Here is a 19,134-nt window from a genome sequence, read left to right as displayed (position 1 = left end):
AAAGCTACTCATCCCCGGTTAAGGGACGAGTAGCCTAAACGGACCCGCGGTACCACCCAAATTAACACAGCAACCTGTGTCCACTTGTATCCGTAACGCGGATTCACGGCAGAAACTACTTTTCACTTCTGCAACATCCGAGGTGAGTTCATAAACTTTTCAATGACAGCTTTCACCAGCCACTGTCTCTCTATGCCTGAAATAATTTATTACTAATCCTCTTCCAAGTCGTTAGATTATTTAACCGAATTATAATGAATACAATTCCCATTGTCAAGATTGTTGCATATTGAAGTGACTGCCTCATATAACCTTCTCCATCCAATCAATTACATTTATACCGTATTCTTCCCGAATTTGCTCAACTTCCTGATGTGCAAGAATCCTGCCCCTCTTGAGTAACAACACTTCATCTAGAATCGTTTCCACTTCTCTTATTTCATGTGTTGTTAGAATAAGGGTTTGCTGTTCCATATCCGCAAATTTAATAATCCCATTAATCAATGCTTTTCGAACCAGTGGGTCAAGCCCGGAAAACGGTTCATCCAATACAACATATGGTGCTTTTCGTGCAAGTGTTACGATAAGCTTCACCCGACTCCTATTCCCTTTTGATAAATACTTCATTTTCCTTTTTAGATCTATTTTCATGAAAGAGGCAATTTCATGGGCTTTGTCTTTATCAAAATCAGCAAATTGATTTTGATAAAAATGTATGAGTTCTTCAATCGTAAAATACGGATAAAAATAATCAGAATCTGTCAGGTAAGCTAATTTATTACTGATCTGTCTGTTCACCTGCTTGGAATCAATCAGCACTTTTCCAGTGGTAGGTCTGAGAAGTCCAGCAAGTAATTTTAAAAATGTTGTCTTCCCACTTCCGTTTTCCCCAATCACACCAATTATTTTGCCTGATTTAAGTTTGGTCGAGCATTGATCAATCGCTTTATGGTTGAGGTATTTCTTCGTTACATTTTCCAGTTGAATCACTTATCGTCTCCTCCTTCCATTTCAATACCACGGATCATTTCATCCAGACTATAGCCCATATCCTGCATATCACGGATAAATTGCTCAATAAATGCTGCCTTCATATCCTCTCGCAGAGTACGCAACCTTTCCCGGTCTTTTGTTACAAACGTCCCTTGTCCCCGCCTCGTTTCAACAATCTCCATATTTTCCAGTTCTCGGTAAACCCGGCTGACCGTATTTGCATTCACCCCCGCCTCCAGTGCATATTCCCGAACTGAAGTTAGTTTTTCCTCGGGCTTTCTGTCGCCGCGAATAATCTCACTGGAAATTCGGTTAATCAACTGTTGGTATATCGGTTTATTTGCATCAAAATCAATTCCCATTATTATACCTCCACTTTACGATCAAGCATGTAAGCAGATACCAGATATAATACGGCTGTGAAGATTCCATAAAATACATACGTACCCAGAAACACCGTACCTTCTAAGCCGCTAAAATGAAATAAGCCGGAGGTAACCGTTAATTCACTTACTTGATAAGAATCAAACGGTAGTGAAAACGATCCCCATTTTGTTAATAGATCATAGAGTGCCGAATTCCAAAATAAACTCATTAGCTGGAAACTGAGAATTAATAAAACAAATACTGCAATAATACTTAATCCTCGCAGATGGGTGCGCCACAGTTGATGTAATGTCCAGAATAAAAGAATTACAATTGTTGGAAAGATAGAAATCATTATCATCTGCGTACTTGTAAACAACAGTAGAATGAAAAGCAGAAACCAATTGATCGAATAAACTTCCCAGACCATATTTATGCCTATAACAAAGAACGATAAGATAAATAAATAACTGAAAGCAAAAATGACCCCATTCAAAAATTTCACGAAAAGTAGTTGATGGATAGATTGAGGGTTATGGAGAAATAATTCCAATTGAATTGCCTCTGTATTCAGACTGAATAATACCGCTAATGGTAAAATAACAAATCCAAAAGCCATAATGCTTAAAAGTAAATTTATGATGTCTTGGACATTCGTTAAATTACTGATAGATATGATAAGAATTGTGACAACAAATGGACCGATAAAAATGCCTCTCATTATTTTCCATTCTTTCCTGTATAACGATTTAAAAGCAGGATTCATAACAATAACCTCCCTTGTTCTAGTGTGATAGTTATATAGTACACTAGAACAAGGGAGGTTGCAATAAGGTACAGCTTTATAAAAATATCCAACCTTTTTTGATTAATGAATGTTGTGATAAAATAAGTATGTATAAAAAATACTAAATGAAAGAATGTGGATGCACGATGCTTAAAGGAATCCTAAACTATGCGCATTACCTATTAGAAGAAACGATTCAAAAAGGAGAAACTGTAATTGATGCGACCTGTGGAAATGGAAACGACACTTTATTCTTAAGCGACCTTGTCGGTAACAATGGGCATGTATTCGCTTTTGATATTCAGCGACAGGCCATTACAACCACGAAACAGATATTAATCGATCATAATCGTACGAATGTGTCGCTAACTCATGATAGTCACGAGAATCTTGCAGAATATTTACCAAAAGATAAAATTAACACAATCGGGGGCGCAATATTCAATCTCGGATATTTACCGAGGAGTGATAAGTCTGTTGTCACTAAGGGCGAATCAACAATCATCGCCATCGACACAATCTTGAGTCACCTTAAAAAAGAAGGTTTGATTGTACTCGTCGTATATTATGGGCATGAGGGCGGTAAACAGGAGAAAGATGCCCTGTTAAAACATGTACTGCATCTCGAACAGAAGAAATATAATGTATTACAGTATGGGTTTATTAACCAAAGAAATGACCCGCCGTTTATATTAGCAATCCAAAAGAAATAATGATTGAAATTTATGGAACGAGGTTTTTTTAAGCCTTTTGTTTCCGGATTTCAATCAACTTATAATATGTTTTCGAGTTCCAATGAAAAAAAATCGAAGTTGGTCCGCTCGCTTTTAACAGCGCTTTTTTCATATCGGTTGCACCTGCCAGTTCTTTCACTTTTGGATCACCCAGATATAAACCAACAAGTCCCATCTGAACCATTTGATGAAACCTCTGGTCAGGTAATGCCTGTACACACTTCTTCGTTTGTTCTATAAAATAGATGAAACGTTCTTTTAACTCTTTCTGATCTGCGTAATAGTTGCAGAAGTTTAAATCCGTCTCCTCCAGATCTTCATACTGATCAATATAGTAATCCAATAATATATGTAACCCCTGCATAAATGGAAAATAGCCTTTATAAAATTTTTCGGCCAGTTTTTCCGTCATCTTTCCACCTAACGCATAAGATACGAGACAATAAATACCAAGTGTCGACCCGCAAGCAGCAGAAAATTCATACCAGCTTAGGTTAGGTGCTTGTTCTTTGTGCTGTTCATGCCACATCGTTAATCGTGGGATTCGCTGATCAACAGTGACATGTTTATGTATTTGTAAATCACTATACAGCCCTTCCAGATTTCGTAAGTATGCTTTCAAGACATTATAGCAATCCAGATTTCTTATTGTCTTGTGGCAAGTCTGGACAAGCTCGGTTAAATATCTTCCATCATTCTGATCTTCTCGTAACTCATAATAATTTTTCAGGTTATTATCTGGTGTCAATGCATCTCTCATCGCTTGATGCAGAAGCTTAAAATCTTTTGGGTCCATCGATGTACTGCGATCACACAAGTTATCCAGGTAGTCACTGATTGTCTGATAAGCTGTTATAAACTGGATTGCTTCCCTCCACTTATCTCCTGCAAGTAATGCATAAACACCACCACCCTGACAATGAAACCGTTTTGCCTCGATACTTGCAAGTGCTTGCGACCGTAATTCCTCATTTGGTATTTGTTCAGCACGGCTTTTCCAGTAGGATAATTCTTTCTCGACCTCAGGAAAAACTTTCCGATATACTGTTAGCATTAAGGTGAATGCCGAAGTTGGTATACTGCTTGTCAATTCAACACCTCCATCTATATTACGAAAGTTTTCATCTTTTTTGTTATACTATACCTATATCATCATACTTTGCAGGAGGAATCAAATATGCATGCTTATAAAAATACAGAACCTTCTATCCATGAATCAGTATTTATCGCAAAAGATGCCCTGGTAATCGGTGACGTATCCATTGGTGAAAAATCAAGCGTGTGGTTTAAAACAATCATCCGAGGGGATGTAGCACCAACCCGCATCGGCAAACGGGTGAATATTCAGGATCTTTCCATGCTTCACCAAAGTCCTGATCGTACATTATTAATTGAAGATGATGTGACAATCGGTCATCAGGTGACCTTACACTCTGCGGTTATACGAAAAAATGCGCTCATAGGGATGGGATCCCTTATACTGGATGGCGCTGAAATCGGGGAGAATGCCTTTGTGGGGGCAGGAAGCCTTGTGCCACCAGGTAAAAAAATCCCAGCAAATACAATGGTCATGGGCAGGCCGGCAAAGGTCGTCCGTGAATTGACGGAAGAAGATTTTGCAGAAATGGAACGGGTAAGAAGTTCTTATGTGGAAAAAGGAGAGTATTATAAAAAAAACACGGATTTATAATACAAAACGGACAATACATGCGGAGTGCTGCATTGTCCGTTTTTATTTTATTTATTTTCAATAAGGGCTTTTAATTCATCCACCTTGTCCGTCTTCTCCCATGGGAGTGAAACATCCGTTCTTCCAAAATGACCATACGCAGCCGTTTTTCTAAAAATTGGTTTTTGGAGATCAAGCATGCGGATAATTCCTGCAGGACGCAAATCAAATAATTTACGAATTGCTCCTACTAATTCTTCCTCGCTTACAATTCCTGTACCAAATGTATTGACCGCAATGGACACCGGTTCTGCAACCCCGATTGCATAGGCAAGCTGCACTTCACATGTTTTTGCCAGTCCTGCCGCGACAATATTTTTAGCCACATAGCGTGCAGCATACGCAGCAGAACGATCCACTTTCGTAGAATCTTTCCCACTGAATGCACCCCCACCGTGACGAGCATAACCACCATAAGTATCAACAATAATTTTACGTCCGGTTAATCCTGCATCGCCTTGAGGACCTCCAATCACAAAACGGCCTGTCGGGTTAATGAAGTATTTTGTAGTACCATCCAACAGCTCATCAGGAACAACTGGTCTAATCACATGTTCAATAATGTCTTTTTCAATTTGTTCTGTTGTCACATCCTGATGATGCTGGGTGGAAATAACAATAGTATCCACTTTGACCGGTTGATCATTCTCATCATATTCCACAGTGACTTGGGTCTTCCCATCTGGACGCAGATAGTCGAGAATCTTTTCCTTACGTACCTCAGATAGCCGTTTCGCTAATTTATGTGCTAAGGAAATAGGAAGCGGCATTAATTCTTCCGTTTCATCACAGGCGAAACCGAACATTAATCCCTGATCCCCTGCTCCGATAGCATCAATTTCCTCATCTGTCATTTTTCCTTGGCGCGCTTCCAATGCTGTATCCACTCCGCCGGCGATATCAGCAGATTGTTCATCGATTGCTGTTAATACAGCACATGTTTGTGCGTCAAAGCCGAATTTCGCACGAGTGTACCCAATTTCTTTAATGGTTTGACGGACAATTGCCGGGATATCCACATATGTATTTGTAGAAATTTCTCCAGAAACCAATACTAGCCCTGTAGTTACAGTTGTTTCACAAGCTACACGTGCAAATGGATCCTTTTTTAAAAGTTCATCCAAAATAGCATCTGATATTTGGTCAGAGATTTTATCCGGATGTCCTTCTGTTACTGATTCTGATGTAAATAAACGACGATTGGCAGCCATATGGCTAAATCCTCCCCTGATAGTTAATTACGGTACTCTATTTCCATTTTTATTTCGATATTATCCAAAGTAATACTTGACTTGTCGTCAATCATTGGCGACAGCCTAGGGTTTCTTATACTTAAAATCCTTATTAAAGTAAAAAAGCCCTTCCTGCAGTCATGAGGAAAGGAGTTCATGGCCTTTCACTCTTATTGTTCAAGGAGATATCCTTGCAACAGGTAAGCACCTTTTCACATGATGTGATGGTTGCTGGGCTTCATCGGGGCTGTCCCTCCACCAACTCTGAATAAGAGAGTATCCGTTCGAAATTCAGCTTACCGAAACACGCGCTCTGTGTCAACTAATTTAACATTATATTAGTGAATACATAAAATTTTATCAATAAATCTTTTTATTAGTATGGACTATTCATTTTAATGTGTTATACTAATAATCAGATTCAACAATTTCATGTCTATCATAAATGAGTATAATTAAATTAAAATTTATTAAAAAGGCAGGTATTCATATGAAAATGGTAGAAAGACCATGTTTAAAGGATATTTATTCCCACCATAATCTGCAAGCTAATTTATCCGTGCCTCAATTAGTTGAGAAGATTCTTTCCCATGATGAAGGGGTACTGACGGCAACGGGTGCAGTTGTTTCCACAACAGGAGCCTATACAGGGCGTTCACCAAAGGATAAATTCATTGTGAGAGATGATGTTTGTAATGAATATATTGATTGGGGTACTGTTAACCAGGAAATTGATGAAGATTCATTTAACAAGCTGTATGAAAAAATGATTACCTATTTAAAAACTAAAGATGAGTTGTATCAATTTAAGGGATTCGCCGGTGCAGATGAAAAATACCGCCTGCCTATTCAAGTCATCAATGAATTTGCATGGCATAATCTATTCTCCCGTCAATTATTTATTACACCGACAGAGGAGGAACTCAAATCCCATCAATCTGAATTCACTGTCATCTCTGCGCCAAATTTTAAAGCGGATCCTGCTGAAGATGGTACAAATTCAGAAACATTTATTATAATTTCCTTCAAAAAGAGGGTTGTGTTAATCGGAGGAACGGAATACGCCGGAGAAATAAAGAAATCCATTTTTTCTATCATGAACTATCTACTTCCCCGGCAGGATATTTTATCCATGCACTGTTCTGCTAATGTCGGTCAAGAAGGTGATGTTGCTTTATTCTTCGGATTATCCGGTACAGGTAAAACAACATTATCCGCTGATCCATACCGCCGGTTGATTGGTGATGATGAACATGGATGGAGTCCAAATGGTGTCTTTAATATTGAGGGTGGATGCTATGCGAAATGCATAAGCCTTTCCCAAGAAAAAGAACCACAGATTTTTAATGCCATCCGGTTTGGCTCTGTCTTGGAGAATGTTGTTCTTGATGAACAAACGAGGATGCCGGATTATGATAACACATCTTTAACGGAAAATACACGAGCAGCATATCCCTTAGAAAATATCGATAATATTCTTTCACCTAGTGTCGCTGGGCACCCAAACACAATCATTTTTCTTACAGCGGATGCGTCAGGAACACTGCCACCAATAAGCAAATTGACAAAAGAACAAGCAATGTATCATTTTCTGAGTGGATATACGAGCAAACTTGCTGGTACTGAACGTGGTATCACAGAGCCTCAGGCAACTTTCTCAGCCTGCTTCGGATCACCGTTTCTGCCATTGGCACCATCCGCTTATGCAGAAATGCTCGGAGAGAAGATTGATCAACATAATTCCAATGTCTTTTTGGTAAACACCGGCTGGACTGGTGGTTCATATGGTGTAGGTAAGCGTATGAAACTATCGTATACACGAGCAATGATTCATTCCGCATTAGAAGGAGAACTAAATTCAGCTGAAACAACGCAAGATGAAATTTTTGGGTTGGAAATACCAACCTATGTCCCAGGTGTCCCTGATGAAGTATTAGTTCCAAAAAACACGTGGAAAGACAAAAATGCTTATGACTCTGCAGCAAAATCATTGGCAATGAAGTTTCATGAGAATTTTAAGAAGTTCTCTAAAGCTAGTAATGAAATAAAGCAGGCAGGACCTGTTTATAAAGCATAACCAATTATATATTCCTCATCCCAAAAGGAATTAATTTATATCGAAGAACGAAGCCGACCTCCCATTGTGGAGGTCGGCTTTTTTTGCAGCTAAGCAAATATAAAAAGTTACCAAAAGCCCACACTGGGCATTCACACATTTTTTTAAATAAGCATAAACTGGGATGACATATCACTATTTAAATGAAAGGGTGGAATGATATGAAAAAAATAAAAGTATTTACTGTATTTTCCTGTCTGATACTCCTTTTTCTTTCTGCATGTAATACCGATAGTAAAACCTCAATCAGTCTAGCTGAAGTGACTCGCTCCCTTTTTTATGCCCCGCAGTATGTAGCACTGGAAAAGGGATTCTTTGAAGAAGAAGGATTGGATGTTGATTTGCAAACAACATGGGGCGGCGACACGACAATGACTGCTTTATTGTCTGACGGTGCTGATATTGCGCTGGTTGGGTCAGAGACTTCCATCTATGTGTATGCACAGGATTCCAAAGACTATGCGATTAATTTTGCACAATTAACTCAAACAGATGGTACATTTCTTGTAGCAAAAGAACCTCAGCCTGACTTCGCATGGGAAAACCTTAGAGATAGCTCTTTTTTAGGGCAGCGTGTAGGTGGTATGCCACAGATGGTTGGTGAATTTGTATTGAAAAAGCATGATATTGACCCACATGGTGATTTAGAATTAAGTCAAAACATTGATTTTGCTAATATTCCGGGAGCCTTTGCATCTGGCGACTATGACTATGTTCAATTATTCGAACCAACAGCAAGCGTTTTTGAAAAAGAAGGAAATGGTCATATTGTTGCCTCTTTTGGTGAAGAATCCGGTACAGTACCTTATACCGTATTTATGACGAAGCAAAGCTATATGGATGAAAATGAAGAGGCCGTGAGCAAGTTCACCAGGGCTATTTATAAAGCGCAGCAATGGGTAAAGGAAAACAACGCCGAGGACATAGCAGAAGCGATACAGCCATATTTCGATGATACAGATTTAGATATGCTCGCCGCTTCCATTGACCGTTATAAAAGTCAGGGATCATTTGCAACAGATCCGATTTTGAATAAAGAAGAATGGCAAAACCTTAAAAATATTATGGAAGAATCCGGAGAACTTCCGGCAGATGTTCCATATGAAGAACTTGTAAATACGGAATTTGCTGAAGAAGTTATCAGCAACTAAGGAGGGATTCATTTGTCATTTCTAACATTAGATAAAGTCTCCCATCATTATTTTTCAAAAAATGGCTACACCAAAGCATTAAATAATATATCACTCTCCATAAAAGAAGGCGAGTTCATTGCACTTCTCGGTCCCAGCGGCTGTGGGAAATCTACAATACTTTCCATCATCGCAGGAATCATGGAACAAACCTCCGGTGATGTACTCCTTGAGCAGAAGCCAATTTCAGAGTCCGAACTGGCGATTGGATATATGTTGCAACAGGATTATTTATTTCCTTGGAAAACAATTATTGATAATGTTTTATTAGGACCTACCATTTCTGACACGAACACAACAGAAACGAAAGAAATTGCATTGGATTTACTACGTGAAGTTGGTTTAGCAGACGTGACTGAATCCTATCCGAGCTCACTGTCCGGTGGGATGCGTCAAAGGGTTGCACTTGTGCGCACATTGGTTAATGACCCGAAAATATTATTGCTGGATGAACCTTTTTCAGCACTTGACTATCAGACAAAACTAAAATTAGAAGATCTTGTATCCCACTTATTAAAATCCTATAAAAAAACAACAATCCTGGTAACCCATGATATTGGAGAAGCCATCGCTATGAGTGATCGAATATTCATGATGGATGCCAATCCGGGGTCTCTTGCAAAGGTTTTTGAAGTTCCAATTGAATTACGTGATGAAAGTCCATTTCTGGTAAGACGTCACGCAAAGTATCAACTACTTTTCGATAAAATTTGGGAAGAGTTGGACAAAAAAGAAATAGTTCCTCACGAGAAGAAGGTGGGATCACAAAGCAATGGAAAAGAAATCTGACCAGCACCTTTTTGAAAACTATAAAAGGAAAATTAAAAAGGAAAAGAAAATTGTTTTCGTATGGCAAATCAGTATTCTCGTTTGTTTTGTTGCTCTATGGGAAATTGCCAGCAGACTTTATTGGATTGACCCATTATTGTTTAGTTCACCATTCAGGGTAATCCAATTGCTGGCTTCTCGAATCTCAGATGGGTCGATGCTGCTACATGTTCAGGTAACGTTATTTGAAACAGTATTAGGGTTCATAATCGGAACAGTTGCAGGGATAATCATCGCATCTTTATTATGGTCCTCCAAACGCTTTTCCAATATAATGGATCCTTATCTCGTTATAATGAATGCAATGCCAAAGGTCGCTCTCGGACCAATCATCATTGTCGCGCTGGGACCGGGATACATTTCCATCATTGCAATGGGAGCAATTATATCTGTTATCATTACAACACTTGTTATCTACTCTGCATTTAACGAAGTCGACCCAAACTATGAAAAAGTTTTAAAAAGTTTTGGTGCAACTAGATGGCAATGCTTTAAAGGAGCAATTTTCCCAGCGACAATGCCGGCAATGATTTCAACATTAAAAGTGAATGTGGGGCTTTCCTGGGTTGGTGTAATCGTTGGGGAGTTCCTTGTCTCAAAACAAGGATTGGGCTATTTAATCATTTACGGGTTCCAAGTATTTGATTTTTCGCTAGTTATGTCCAGTCTCGTTCTTATCGCCATATTTGCAGCAATTATGTATAAGATTGTTGAGAAATTGGAAAAATGGCTCATAAAGCATACAACATAAACAGAGATTAAAAATCGCCTATGCTTTAATATAGGCGATTTTTAATATACTCCATACAATGGTCCAAGACTCCATCTTTCATCATGAAACTGTATGATTCGTTATGCTTTACATTGAATGGAAGTGTTTTTATCAAAACAGGGCCTGCAGTTTCATAATAGGTTTCTTGGGGGGCTAGTTGGTCTACATAAGCAAAGTAAACATTTTTTATAACCGTTTCACTTTTCCCATCAACACGATACTGTCCGATATAATCAATGGTTTCAACATTTCCTCCAGTTTCTTCTTTTATTTCCCGAATTGCTGCCTGTTCTGGTGTTTCATTTTTCTCAACTTTTCCTCCCGGGAATTCATACCCTCTGCCCTTATGTTTTGTCAAAAGCCATTGCTCCTGGTGCCTGCAAATTGCCCATACATGCAGGGGATGTTTCGAGAATGGATGGTCTTCAAATGATAGCTTAACTTCATTGTTATAATAATCTTTAAATCTGTACATATTGTCAACTGCCTTTATTCCTTATAAGAGGTTAATATTTGTTATTTTCCATTGCGTATCAAATGTAAATTCAATTTCTATCGTATAATTATCATAGAAAACAGAGTGGTTATCCTGTACGACTTTAGCTTTGTTGTTATCCAGCTGTATCACGTTATACGGATTATCTTTTGTGAACCATGGCGGTGTTTCCGTTGGAAGAATATACAAGCCATCCGATTCTTCCGTATAATAAAAGTGAACATAAGGTTCTGCTGTTTCCCTTGCAGCAACTTGATCAAATGCGTTAAGTAACTCATCCATTGTATCATAATTTTCTACTTTATAATTCTCATCAATATCCTGAAGCAAAATTTCCATAAATTGGTCTGTTAAAGAAATGATTTTATCATGCGTAATTTCATTGGTCTCTTCGTTATGTTCAGTCTGTAATATTTTATCTTTGGACATGGTTTCCATTTGCTGGTGGCCCTTTGCCCCAGCTAGCTGTAACCCGCTTGTGGTTAATGTTGACGTGATTAATAATGTATAAATGATGCCAATACTTAAAAATATTATTAAATTCTTATGATGTCTATTCTTCATGACTTTCCCCCCTGTTTGATGTTGTACTTTTGCTATTCCTTTATACCCAGGTGGATAAACCACAAATAGGGGAATAGAATATCAATGTGTATTCTATTCCCCTTCCATTCTACATATGATTGTCCGTTAAAATCCCCATCGATGTAATATGGGCTTTTGTTTGTTCATCGCCCCAGTCGTAGAGCATTTGAAACGTGTCTTTCATATTGCTATCATAATCATCATTTGGCTTGTCTTCATGATACGGCTTTATTGGTACATGCGCCCGCCAGAAGGATTGGATACTGGCGCCATTCAGGTTTTCCAATTTCCGGCGTAATAGACTAACTTCCTCTTCGGTAGCATTGATAACAAAAGCATCATTGTTATCGTATCTGATTTGAGAAATCTCGCCTGTGCCTACACTTACATAATAATTTTTCTTTTCCATACCGCACCTCCTGCTATTAATTTGGCTAGTAGTACCGGAAATTATGTAATATGTAGATGTTCGAAAATTTAAATAGCTAAATTAGCTATTTTATTATAGATGATGGTGGCATGCTCTTAGCCGCCATGTTGGTTTCTTAACTGCAAATAAAAAGGATGATCCATAAATTTTGGAACATCCTTTTTCTGATCTTTAACCTTTATTATTTGTCTCCATCATTACCGAAAAGATCCTTATTGTTTAGTGTATCATCTGTGATATTGCCTGAAGAATTTGGATTGGATCTGTTTTCGTTCACTTTTGTTTCGTCAATCGTGTTATCAAATTTCCTTAAATACTTGCTTGCAAATTCTTTTCCGCCAAGACCAAATGCCAGGCCAAATGCTAATGCGAGCCCACCCAGTATTAGAATGAATGCTGAGCTGACGATTGTCGTTGCAATTCCAAGCTGTGTCAATGCCATGAAAACGGAAAGTACGATAATGGCATATTTAGCAAATCCTGCCAACGCACTCGCTGCGGGACCAGTAAGTATATTTTTCAATACTTTTGCCACAATATTTGCCAAAATTAGTGCCGTACCAAGTATAAGCACCGCTGCGATCACATCTGGTAAATAAGCCGTAATCGCTGATGCAATTTCAACAAGGAAATTCAGTTGAATCACATATAATGCCTGTACGGTTAAGAAAAACACAATCAATACTTGAACGACATAACCAGCAATTCCAGATGGCGTCATTTTACTTTGTGTTGTTTCTTCCTTACCTAGGTTCATTTGGGAGGCAATACGGTCAAATCCCATTTTATGCAAGTAATTTTGTATAAATTCACCAATTAGTTTACCTAACCATACACCTATCAGAATAAGTGCAATCGCAATAAGAATATTTGGTATCATATTTACAACTGTGTTGAGCATACTTATTGCCGGTTCAGTAATACCTGTTAACTCGAGTTGTTCCAAAGCAGTAATTGTAATTGGAATCAAAATGATAATAAATACAAGATTTCCAACAAATGCTGCCAGACTTGTTCCTTCAAAAACTTTTGTCAATTTCAGGCGGTCTACCAGTTTTTCTGAACCAACTGCCTGCAATAAATTTGTAACTATATTTTTGACAATTTTAGCGATAAACCAGCCTATTGCAAAAATAAGCGCTGCGGCAACCAGATTTGGAATGAATGCCAGCATCGTAGATAATAGTCCACTGAATGGTTCGGCAATTCCACCGATATTGAGTGCATCCAGTACGCCAGGTATAAATAGCAACAAAATCAGGTAGAAAGCAATTTTACCCACTGTCTCGGTATACTTATTAATTTCTTCCTCTGTTCTTGCCAATTTCATCTTGTAAAACAAGTGCTGCAGATTAATCTTTTTACTTCCTTGTACAATTAACCATTGTGCAACTGTAGCTATTATCCATGCTAACAGAAGGATTAATGCCGCACCCAATACTGCCGGGATAAAGTTCAGGAATGTTGATATTAAATCGGAAAGCGGATTTGCAATCATATTCAAGTTCAATACATTAAAGAATAGAATGAATACTACTAACAGAAGTATGTAATAAACCGTTTTTCCAATAATCTTGTTCGATTCAACCGGTTTATCACCTTCCCGGAACTTATTGAATAACTTATCATCCAAATCCGTTTTTCCAAGTGCTTTTTCTACAGCATTTCCGATTAATTTTGCGATCAGCCACCCAACTAATAAGATTACAAGTGCAATGACAAAGTTTTGTACGCCTTGCATGAAACTGGATGTGAAATACTGATCCATGAAATTATTCATATAATAATTCCCCCTTTGCTAAAGATATGTATATATACCTTTAAAGGGAATTTTTCAAACGTATCCTGTCGAAAAAAGTCCACAATTATTACAGGGAATCCCACAATGCTGCTCTTACAATTTTATTGGAAGCATTTCTCGGCAGTTGATCAATAAAATGAATTTGCTTGGGAAGCTTATATTTAGCCAGGTATCGCGCAGCATAATTTAGAATTTCCTCTTCAGTTATGTGTCGGTTTTTGACGATGAATGCAATAGGTACTTTCCCCCATGTATCATCACTTTTACCTGCTACACCAACTTCTTTAATTTGATCCATACCGGAAAGTACACTTTCAATTTCAGATGGATAGATATTTTCCCCACCTGAGATAATTAAATCTTTTCTGCGGTCCACAACATACAAAAAGCCATCCTCATCAAGGTAACCCAAATCTCCCGTGGCCAGCCAACCGTCTGTCAAGGATTTTTCGGTCGCATCTTTATTTTTATAGTAACCGTTTGTCACCATCGGTCCTTTCACAAAAATTTCTCCTATTGAATCGTCTTTTTTCGTGTTATTTATTTTCAATTGAGCTGGAACTAGTGGTTTTCCAGCGGACCCGATTTTTTCCAAAGCATCGGCAGGACTAAGTGTAACAATTTGGGAGGATGTCTCTGTCATACCATAGGACTGAAAGACGGGAATGTTTTTTGATTTCGCTTTTTCCAGTAGTGGTCTTGGTGCCGGTCCCCCACCAAGGAGCATACAACGAAACGTCACAGGATAACGATCATCACCAAGAATATTCATAAGTCTTTGGACCATTACCGTAACTACCGATACAATCGTAACCCCTCGAGTAATGATTGCTTCATGCACGATATATTCATCAAACTTTTCAAGCAAATAAACCGGCATGCCGTAAATGGCACTTTTTATAAAGATAGAAATGCCCCCGACATGAAAAATTGGCAATGCGCACAGCCATTTATCATCTTTGTTTAAGCCCAGATTTAGTGCAGATCCGATTGCGCTCCACCAATGATTCCCATATGTATGGATGACACCTTTTGGGAAGCCGGTTGTACCAGAGGTATAGATGATTGTAAATGGGTCATCCAAATTGATTTCTTGACGTAGTTTAATATTCTTTTCCCCTTCCCTGTCTATCTGTGAAAAGGAATGGACAGAAATTGAAAAATTCATTTCTTCTGTCGTCTCATAAAGATTTTCACTCGTTAATATCAATGAAACCTCTGCATCTTTGATTTGATAGTTAAGCTCTTCCTTCGTTAATTTTGTGTTTAACATGACAGAAACTGCTCCAAGGTAGCTTAGTGCATGAATTGCTATAACCATGGATGAACTATTTGAGGATAATATACCTACATGAGTTCCTTCTTTCACAGAATTTGCTGCTAATTTTTTTGCAAAATGCTGGCTTTTTTCCTTCAACTCCAGGAAGGTCATTTTTTCTCCGGAGAGATTTTCAATTGCTGTTTGCTCTGGTGCTAAAGATGCTTGTTTTGTTAACCAATGTGGAATGATTTCAGCCATATACCTATACCCTCTTTCAATCTCAAGTCAGAATACCCTAACTAGTTACCAAGTCTTATTCGTTTTAAAAAAACCCTTGCCTGTTTGAAAGCAAAGGTTTGAATAAAAATATAAATCGCCCGCTCAATCATGGAAAACGTGGGAACTGTTTAAAATCTGGCTTTCTTTTTTCTTTAAATGCATCTCTTCCTTCTTTCGCTTCTTCCGTCGTGTAATAAAGAAGTGTTGCATCTCCGCCCATTTGCTGCAGGCCTGCTAATCCATCTGTATCTGCATTAAAGGATGCTTTCAGGAAGCGCAGTGCAGTTGGCGATTTTTCCAAAATTTCTTCACACCATTGGATTGTTTCTTCTTCCAGTTTATCCAATGGAACTACTGTATTTACCATACCCATTTCATACGCTTCCTCTGCATTATACTGACGGCACAAATACCAAATTTCACGAGCTCTCTTATGGCCTACCATACGAGCTAAGTATCCTGCACCATAACCTGCATCAAAGCTTCCCACTTTTGGCCCGGTTTGACCGAATATAGCATTATCTGCTGCTATTGTTAAATCACAGACCACATGCAGTACATGTCCTCCCCCGATAGCATATCCTGAAACCATTGCTATGACCGGTTTTGGAATGGTACGAATCAAGCGCTGCAGATCAAGAACATTTAAACGTGGTACCTGATCATCACCTACGTACCCGCCATGTCCCCGTACGGATTGATCTCCACCGGAACAAAATGCCTTTTCTCCCTCACCCGCTAAAATAATAACACCGATGGATGAATCATCACGAGCATCCGCAAACGCATCAATCATTTCATTTACGGTAAGCGGTGTAAAAGCATTGCGTTTTTCTGGGCGATTAATCGTTACTTTTGCAATACCATCATATTTCTCATAAATAATCTCATTATAATCTCTTGCTTTTTCCCATTCTACTGTCATACGAAAACCTCCTTGTGGTATGTTTTGCCACTATGTAATATTCATAAAGCAGCCTTGGAGTATTCACTGGATAAAATAAACTCCATTACTAGTTTACCAAAAACTTCTGTTTTTTCCACATGAATTGCATGCCCAACATTTTCGACTATTTCAAAACGGGCATTTTTTAAGTCTTTCTCCATGTTTTTGTTGATATTGGTAAATTTATGGTCATGTTCACCCACTAGCAGCAGAACAGGATTTGAAATGGATTCAAGCTGGTGCCACCAGCAAGGCTGCACTCCTGTTCCCATATTACGCAATGATTGGGCTAGACCCTCTTTTGTTTGTGCGAGTCGTTGATGCCGAATGTTTCTTTGAATACGACGGGGGAGTTTTTTTTGTGTATCAAAAAGTGGAAGTTTTTCCCAAAAATTAACAAACTCCTCAAGATCCTCGTTTTCTATTCGTTTGGCAATTTGTTCATCTTTCTCTATTCGCTCTTGGCGCTCTTTCTTTGTTGCCAGCCCTGGTGATGCACTTTCAAGTATTAATGATTGAATAGCTTCCGGGTACAGCATCGCAAAAGATAAGGCTGTTCTGCCACCCAAAGAATACCCGAGCAGATGAAATTTTTCCAACTGAATATAGTGAACCAATTCCTTTAGATCATGACAACATGCTTCCATTGATTTGGGGGTTGGTGTTTTTGTTTTCCCATGTCCAGGAAGATCAATCGAAATAATTTTAAAGTTATTTTGTAACATGGAAATAAAATCGGTCCATGTGGAAGAGCTGCCAGTAAAACCATGAAGCAATACGACTGGTCTCCCTTCACCATGAATTTCATACCAGTAGGATGCATCATTGATTGAAAAATACAATCCATTCACTCCTTTCTCGCCAGGAGTTCCTGCTCAATGGCTTTCCATTTATTACGATGCCACTGAACATTTGCAGTTCTGTCCGTTTGCACTTCAATGACGGTTAAACCTTGTTGCTTATAACTTCTTGCAAGTGCCTCCTTCAGTTCAGGCTCCTGTGTAACGACCACATGATGTCCCCCATACATTTGAGTAGACTGCTCGAAATCTATATCTGCCGGCGTGCCGAATAATGCTTCAAAATGTTTTTCGTTATTTAAATGAGGAAGGAAAGAAAAAATACCTCCTCCATTATTGTTAATCAGTAAAATGGTAATATTAAGGCGATAATGCTTTGCAGCCAATAATCCGTTCATATCATGGAAAAAGGACAAATCTCCTAAAAGCAAGGTTACCGGTTTACCGGCAGCCGCTGCACCAAGCCCACTGGAAATCATCCCATCAATCCCATTTGCGCCGCGGTTGGCAAGAACCGAAATATGTTTCTCTGTTGTCATGAAGAAAGTGTCCACATCTCTCACAGCCATACTATTGCCTACATATAAACTGCTATAATCAGGGATAACTTCCAGCATCCCCCTCACAGCCTCACCCTCTGTTATTGCCGTTTCCATTCCAGTCAGTAAATGCCTTTTGGCAATTTCATTCATTTCCAGCCATTCTTCGAACCACTCTGAATCAAAGTTCATATCAGTTTTCATCATGTCTTCACAAAACAATACCGGGTCCGTAAAGATAAATTCAGTACTGTTTCCTGTTGGTTCACGATACCCTGTATGTTTTTCCAATATAAACTGTGTTGCTTCTGGATGTTCTTTTACATAAAAAAGATATGGTTTGGAAACCGGCATGGCACCAAAGCGAATGATAAAGTCCGGCTTCAGCTGTTTACGAACCGATTCATTTCTTAAAAATGCGTCATACGTTTCGATGATCCTATCTTTTGGATGATCTCCTGCCCGTACTTGGGAAAGCGGATCGGCAAGTATTGGTAGGCCCCATTTATCGGCAAGTTTCGTGATTGCTTCAGCAAAATTCATGTCCACCTGGGGTCCGCAGACAATAACACCTTTTTTCTTACCTTGGAGTTTATCAACAAGCTGCTGTATCTGTTGCTGTGATAACCTTTTATCTCCACCGATAACTGGGCTGAAAGATTGTTCACGTTCAGATGGGGATTTCCATATATTTTCCAGTGAAAAATCAGGATTCAATGGTTCCCGGAATGGAAAATTTAAATGAACTGGCCCCGGGTTTCCCTCATTAGCCATGTAAACAGCACGTGCAGCCTTACTTCTCACATAATTTAACATGGCTGACGAAGCTTCAGGCAAGGCCATTTCCTGAAACCACTTCACATAGTCTCCGTATAATTTAATTTGTTCAATTGCCTGCGGCGCCCCGACGTCCCGTAATTCATGAGGGCGATCTGCGGTTAGTATTACCAGAGGTACTCTGCTGTAATGTGCTTCTACAATGGCGGGAAAGTAGTTAGCTGCAGCGGTTCCTGATGTGCAAACAAGCGCGACAGACCGTTTTGTTTCTTTCGCCATTCCCAGCGCAAAAAAAGCGGCGGAACGCTCATCCAGAACGATCCACTCGTTTATTCCCTTATGTTCTGTCATCATCAAGGATAGTGGTGTAGATCTTGATCCTGGGGAAATGACGACATCTGTTATCCCATTGATCACAAGTTCATCTGTAAAATTAGCTGTATAACGTGTCAAAATCTCTGTATGATTCATGA

Annotated in this window: 19 protein-coding genes, 1 riboswitch and 1 other annotated feature; of the genes, 6 read left to right on the top strand and 13 right to left on the bottom strand. The window is 38.9% G+C overall.

What is annotated here, in order from left to right; genetic code table 11:
* Positions 1 to 18: 18 nt before the first annotated feature.
* Positions 19 to 235 (bottom strand) — a binding site (T-box leader).
* A gap of 68 nt (positions 236 to 303) precedes the next feature.
* From ACZ427_RS05935 to ACZ427_RS05925, 3 genes are read right to left on the bottom strand one after another with little or no spacing between them, the layout of a single operon-like run.
* Positions 304 to 990, bottom strand: coding sequence for an ABC transporter ATP-binding protein (locus ACZ427_RS05935; protein ID WP_461177105.1), 687 nt, complete (start codon positions 988 to 990; stop codon positions 304 to 306).
* Positions 987 to 1,355 carry a GntR family transcriptional regulator gene (locus ACZ427_RS05930; RefSeq protein ID WP_461177106.1) on the bottom strand — a complete coding sequence of 123 codons (369 nt, stop codon included), beginning with the start codon at positions 1,353 to 1,355 and terminating at the stop codon, positions 987 to 989. Before ACZ427_RS05930 ends, ACZ427_RS05935 begins: the two co-directional genes overlap by 4 nt.
* A 2-nt stretch (positions 1,356 to 1,357) precedes the next feature.
* A complete protein-coding gene (locus ACZ427_RS05925) occupies positions 1,358 to 2,125 on the bottom strand; it encodes a hypothetical protein (RefSeq protein ID WP_461177107.1) in 768 nt (255 codons plus the stop codon).
* A gap of 167 nt (positions 2,126 to 2,292) precedes the next feature.
* Between ACZ427_RS05925 and mnmM the strand changes: the two genes are divergently transcribed.
* On the top strand, positions 2,293 to 2,859 hold the full coding sequence (gene mnmM, locus ACZ427_RS05920) for a tRNA 5-(aminomethyl)-2-thiouridylate-methyltransferase MnmM (protein WP_461177179.1): 567 nt from the start codon (positions 2,293 to 2,295) through the stop codon (positions 2,857 to 2,859).
* Positions 2,860 to 2,887: 28 nt separating this feature from the next.
* Here mnmM and ACZ427_RS05915 read toward each other — a convergent pair whose 3' ends face one another.
* Positions 2,888 to 3,970 carry a tetraprenyl-beta-curcumene synthase family protein gene (locus ACZ427_RS05915; protein WP_461177108.1) on the bottom strand — a complete coding sequence of 361 codons (1,083 nt, stop codon included), beginning with the start codon at positions 3,968 to 3,970 and terminating at the stop codon, positions 2,888 to 2,890.
* 87 nt (positions 3,971 to 4,057) lie between these two features.
* On the opposite strand from ACZ427_RS05915, the gene ACZ427_RS05910 reads away from it, so the two are divergent.
* Positions 4,058 to 4,570: a gamma carbonic anhydrase gene (locus ACZ427_RS05910; RefSeq protein WP_461177109.1), complete on the top strand. Its 513-nt coding sequence runs from the start codon at positions 4,058 to 4,060 to the stop codon at positions 4,568 to 4,570.
* Between the two features lie 47 nt (positions 4,571 to 4,617).
* Here ACZ427_RS05910 and metK read toward each other — a convergent pair whose 3' ends face one another.
* Positions 4,618 to 5,820, bottom strand: coding sequence for a methionine adenosyltransferase (gene metK, locus ACZ427_RS05905; RefSeq protein WP_461177110.1), 1,203 nt, complete (start codon positions 5,818 to 5,820; stop codon positions 4,618 to 4,620).
* A 188-nt stretch (positions 5,821 to 6,008) separates the two neighbouring features.
* Positions 6,009 to 6,116, bottom strand: a riboswitch (SAM riboswitch).
* Between the two features lie 215 nt (positions 6,117 to 6,331).
* Here metK and pckA point away from each other — a divergent pair.
* The 4 genes from pckA (at position 6,332) to ACZ427_RS05885 (ending at position 10,726) form a co-directional block, all read left to right on the top strand.
* Positions 6,332 to 7,918, top strand: coding sequence for a phosphoenolpyruvate carboxykinase (ATP) (pckA, locus tag ACZ427_RS05900; RefSeq protein ID WP_461177111.1), 1,587 nt, complete (start codon positions 6,332 to 6,334; stop codon positions 7,916 to 7,918).
* Positions 7,919 to 8,118: 200 nt separating this feature from the next.
* Positions 8,119 to 9,108 (top strand): ABC transporter substrate-binding protein, encoded by a 990-nt coding sequence (locus ACZ427_RS05895; protein ID WP_461177112.1) that lies wholly within the window; start codon positions 8,119 to 8,121, stop codon positions 9,106 to 9,108.
* 12 nt (positions 9,109 to 9,120) lie between these two features.
* The gene (locus tag ACZ427_RS05890) at positions 9,121 to 9,936 is read left to right on the top strand and encodes an ABC transporter ATP-binding protein (protein ID WP_461177113.1); all 816 of its coding nucleotides are present in this window, start codon (positions 9,121 to 9,123) and stop codon (positions 9,934 to 9,936) included.
* Positions 9,920 to 10,726: an ABC transporter permease gene (locus ACZ427_RS05885; protein WP_461177114.1), complete on the top strand. Its 807-nt coding sequence runs from the start codon at positions 9,920 to 9,922 to the stop codon at positions 10,724 to 10,726. The genes ACZ427_RS05890 and ACZ427_RS05885 overlap by 17 nt, the downstream gene beginning before the upstream one ends.
* A 25-nt stretch (positions 10,727 to 10,751) precedes the next feature.
* Here ACZ427_RS05885 and ytkD read toward each other — a convergent pair whose 3' ends face one another.
* The 8 genes from ytkD to menD form a co-directional block, all read right to left on the bottom strand.
* Positions 10,752 to 11,222, bottom strand: a complete 471-nt coding sequence (gene ytkD / locus ACZ427_RS05880) for an RNA deprotection pyrophosphohydrolase (RefSeq protein WP_461177115.1) — start codon at positions 11,220 to 11,222, stop codon at positions 10,752 to 10,754.
* Positions 11,223 to 11,243: 21 nt separating this feature from the next.
* On the bottom strand, positions 11,244 to 11,807 hold the full coding sequence (locus tag ACZ427_RS05875) for a hypothetical protein (protein ID WP_461177116.1): 564 nt from the start codon (positions 11,805 to 11,807) through the stop codon (positions 11,244 to 11,246).
* A 109-nt stretch (positions 11,808 to 11,916) separates the two neighbouring features.
* Entirely contained in the window at positions 11,917 to 12,237 is a 321-nt protein-coding gene (locus tag ACZ427_RS05870; protein WP_461177117.1) for a hydrolase, read from the bottom strand.
* Between the two features lie 202 nt (positions 12,238 to 12,439).
* Positions 12,440 to 14,038: a mechanosensitive ion channel gene (locus ACZ427_RS05865; protein ID WP_461177118.1), complete on the bottom strand. Its 1,599-nt coding sequence runs from the start codon at positions 14,036 to 14,038 to the stop codon at positions 12,440 to 12,442.
* Positions 14,039 to 14,126: 88 nt separating this feature from the next.
* A complete protein-coding gene (locus ACZ427_RS05860) occupies positions 14,127 to 15,578 on the bottom strand; it encodes an o-succinylbenzoate--CoA ligase (RefSeq protein WP_461177119.1) in 1,452 nt (483 codons plus the stop codon).
* A gap of 127 nt (positions 15,579 to 15,705) precedes the next feature.
* A complete protein-coding gene (gene menB, locus ACZ427_RS05855) occupies positions 15,706 to 16,524 on the bottom strand; it encodes a 1,4-dihydroxy-2-naphthoyl-CoA synthase (protein WP_461177120.1) in 819 nt (272 codons plus the stop codon).
* Positions 16,525 to 16,565: 41 nt separating this feature from the next.
* Complete coding sequence (gene menH / locus ACZ427_RS05850) at positions 16,566 to 17,387, bottom strand: 2-succinyl-6-hydroxy-2,4-cyclohexadiene-1-carboxylate synthase (RefSeq protein ID WP_461177121.1); 822 nt, start codon at positions 17,385 to 17,387, stop codon at positions 16,566 to 16,568.
* Between the two features lie 5 nt (positions 17,388 to 17,392).
* Positions 17,393 to 19,132 (bottom strand): 2-succinyl-5-enolpyruvyl-6-hydroxy-3-cyclohexene-1-carboxylic-acid synthase, encoded by a 1,740-nt coding sequence (gene menD / locus ACZ427_RS05845; protein WP_461177122.1) that lies wholly within the window; start codon positions 19,130 to 19,132, stop codon positions 17,393 to 17,395.
* Between the last annotated feature and the right edge of the window lie 2 nt (positions 19,133 to 19,134).

It is taken from the genome of Virgibacillus ainsalahensis (assembly GCF_055380755.1).
This window is presented reverse-complemented; position numbering and strand designations above follow the sequence as displayed.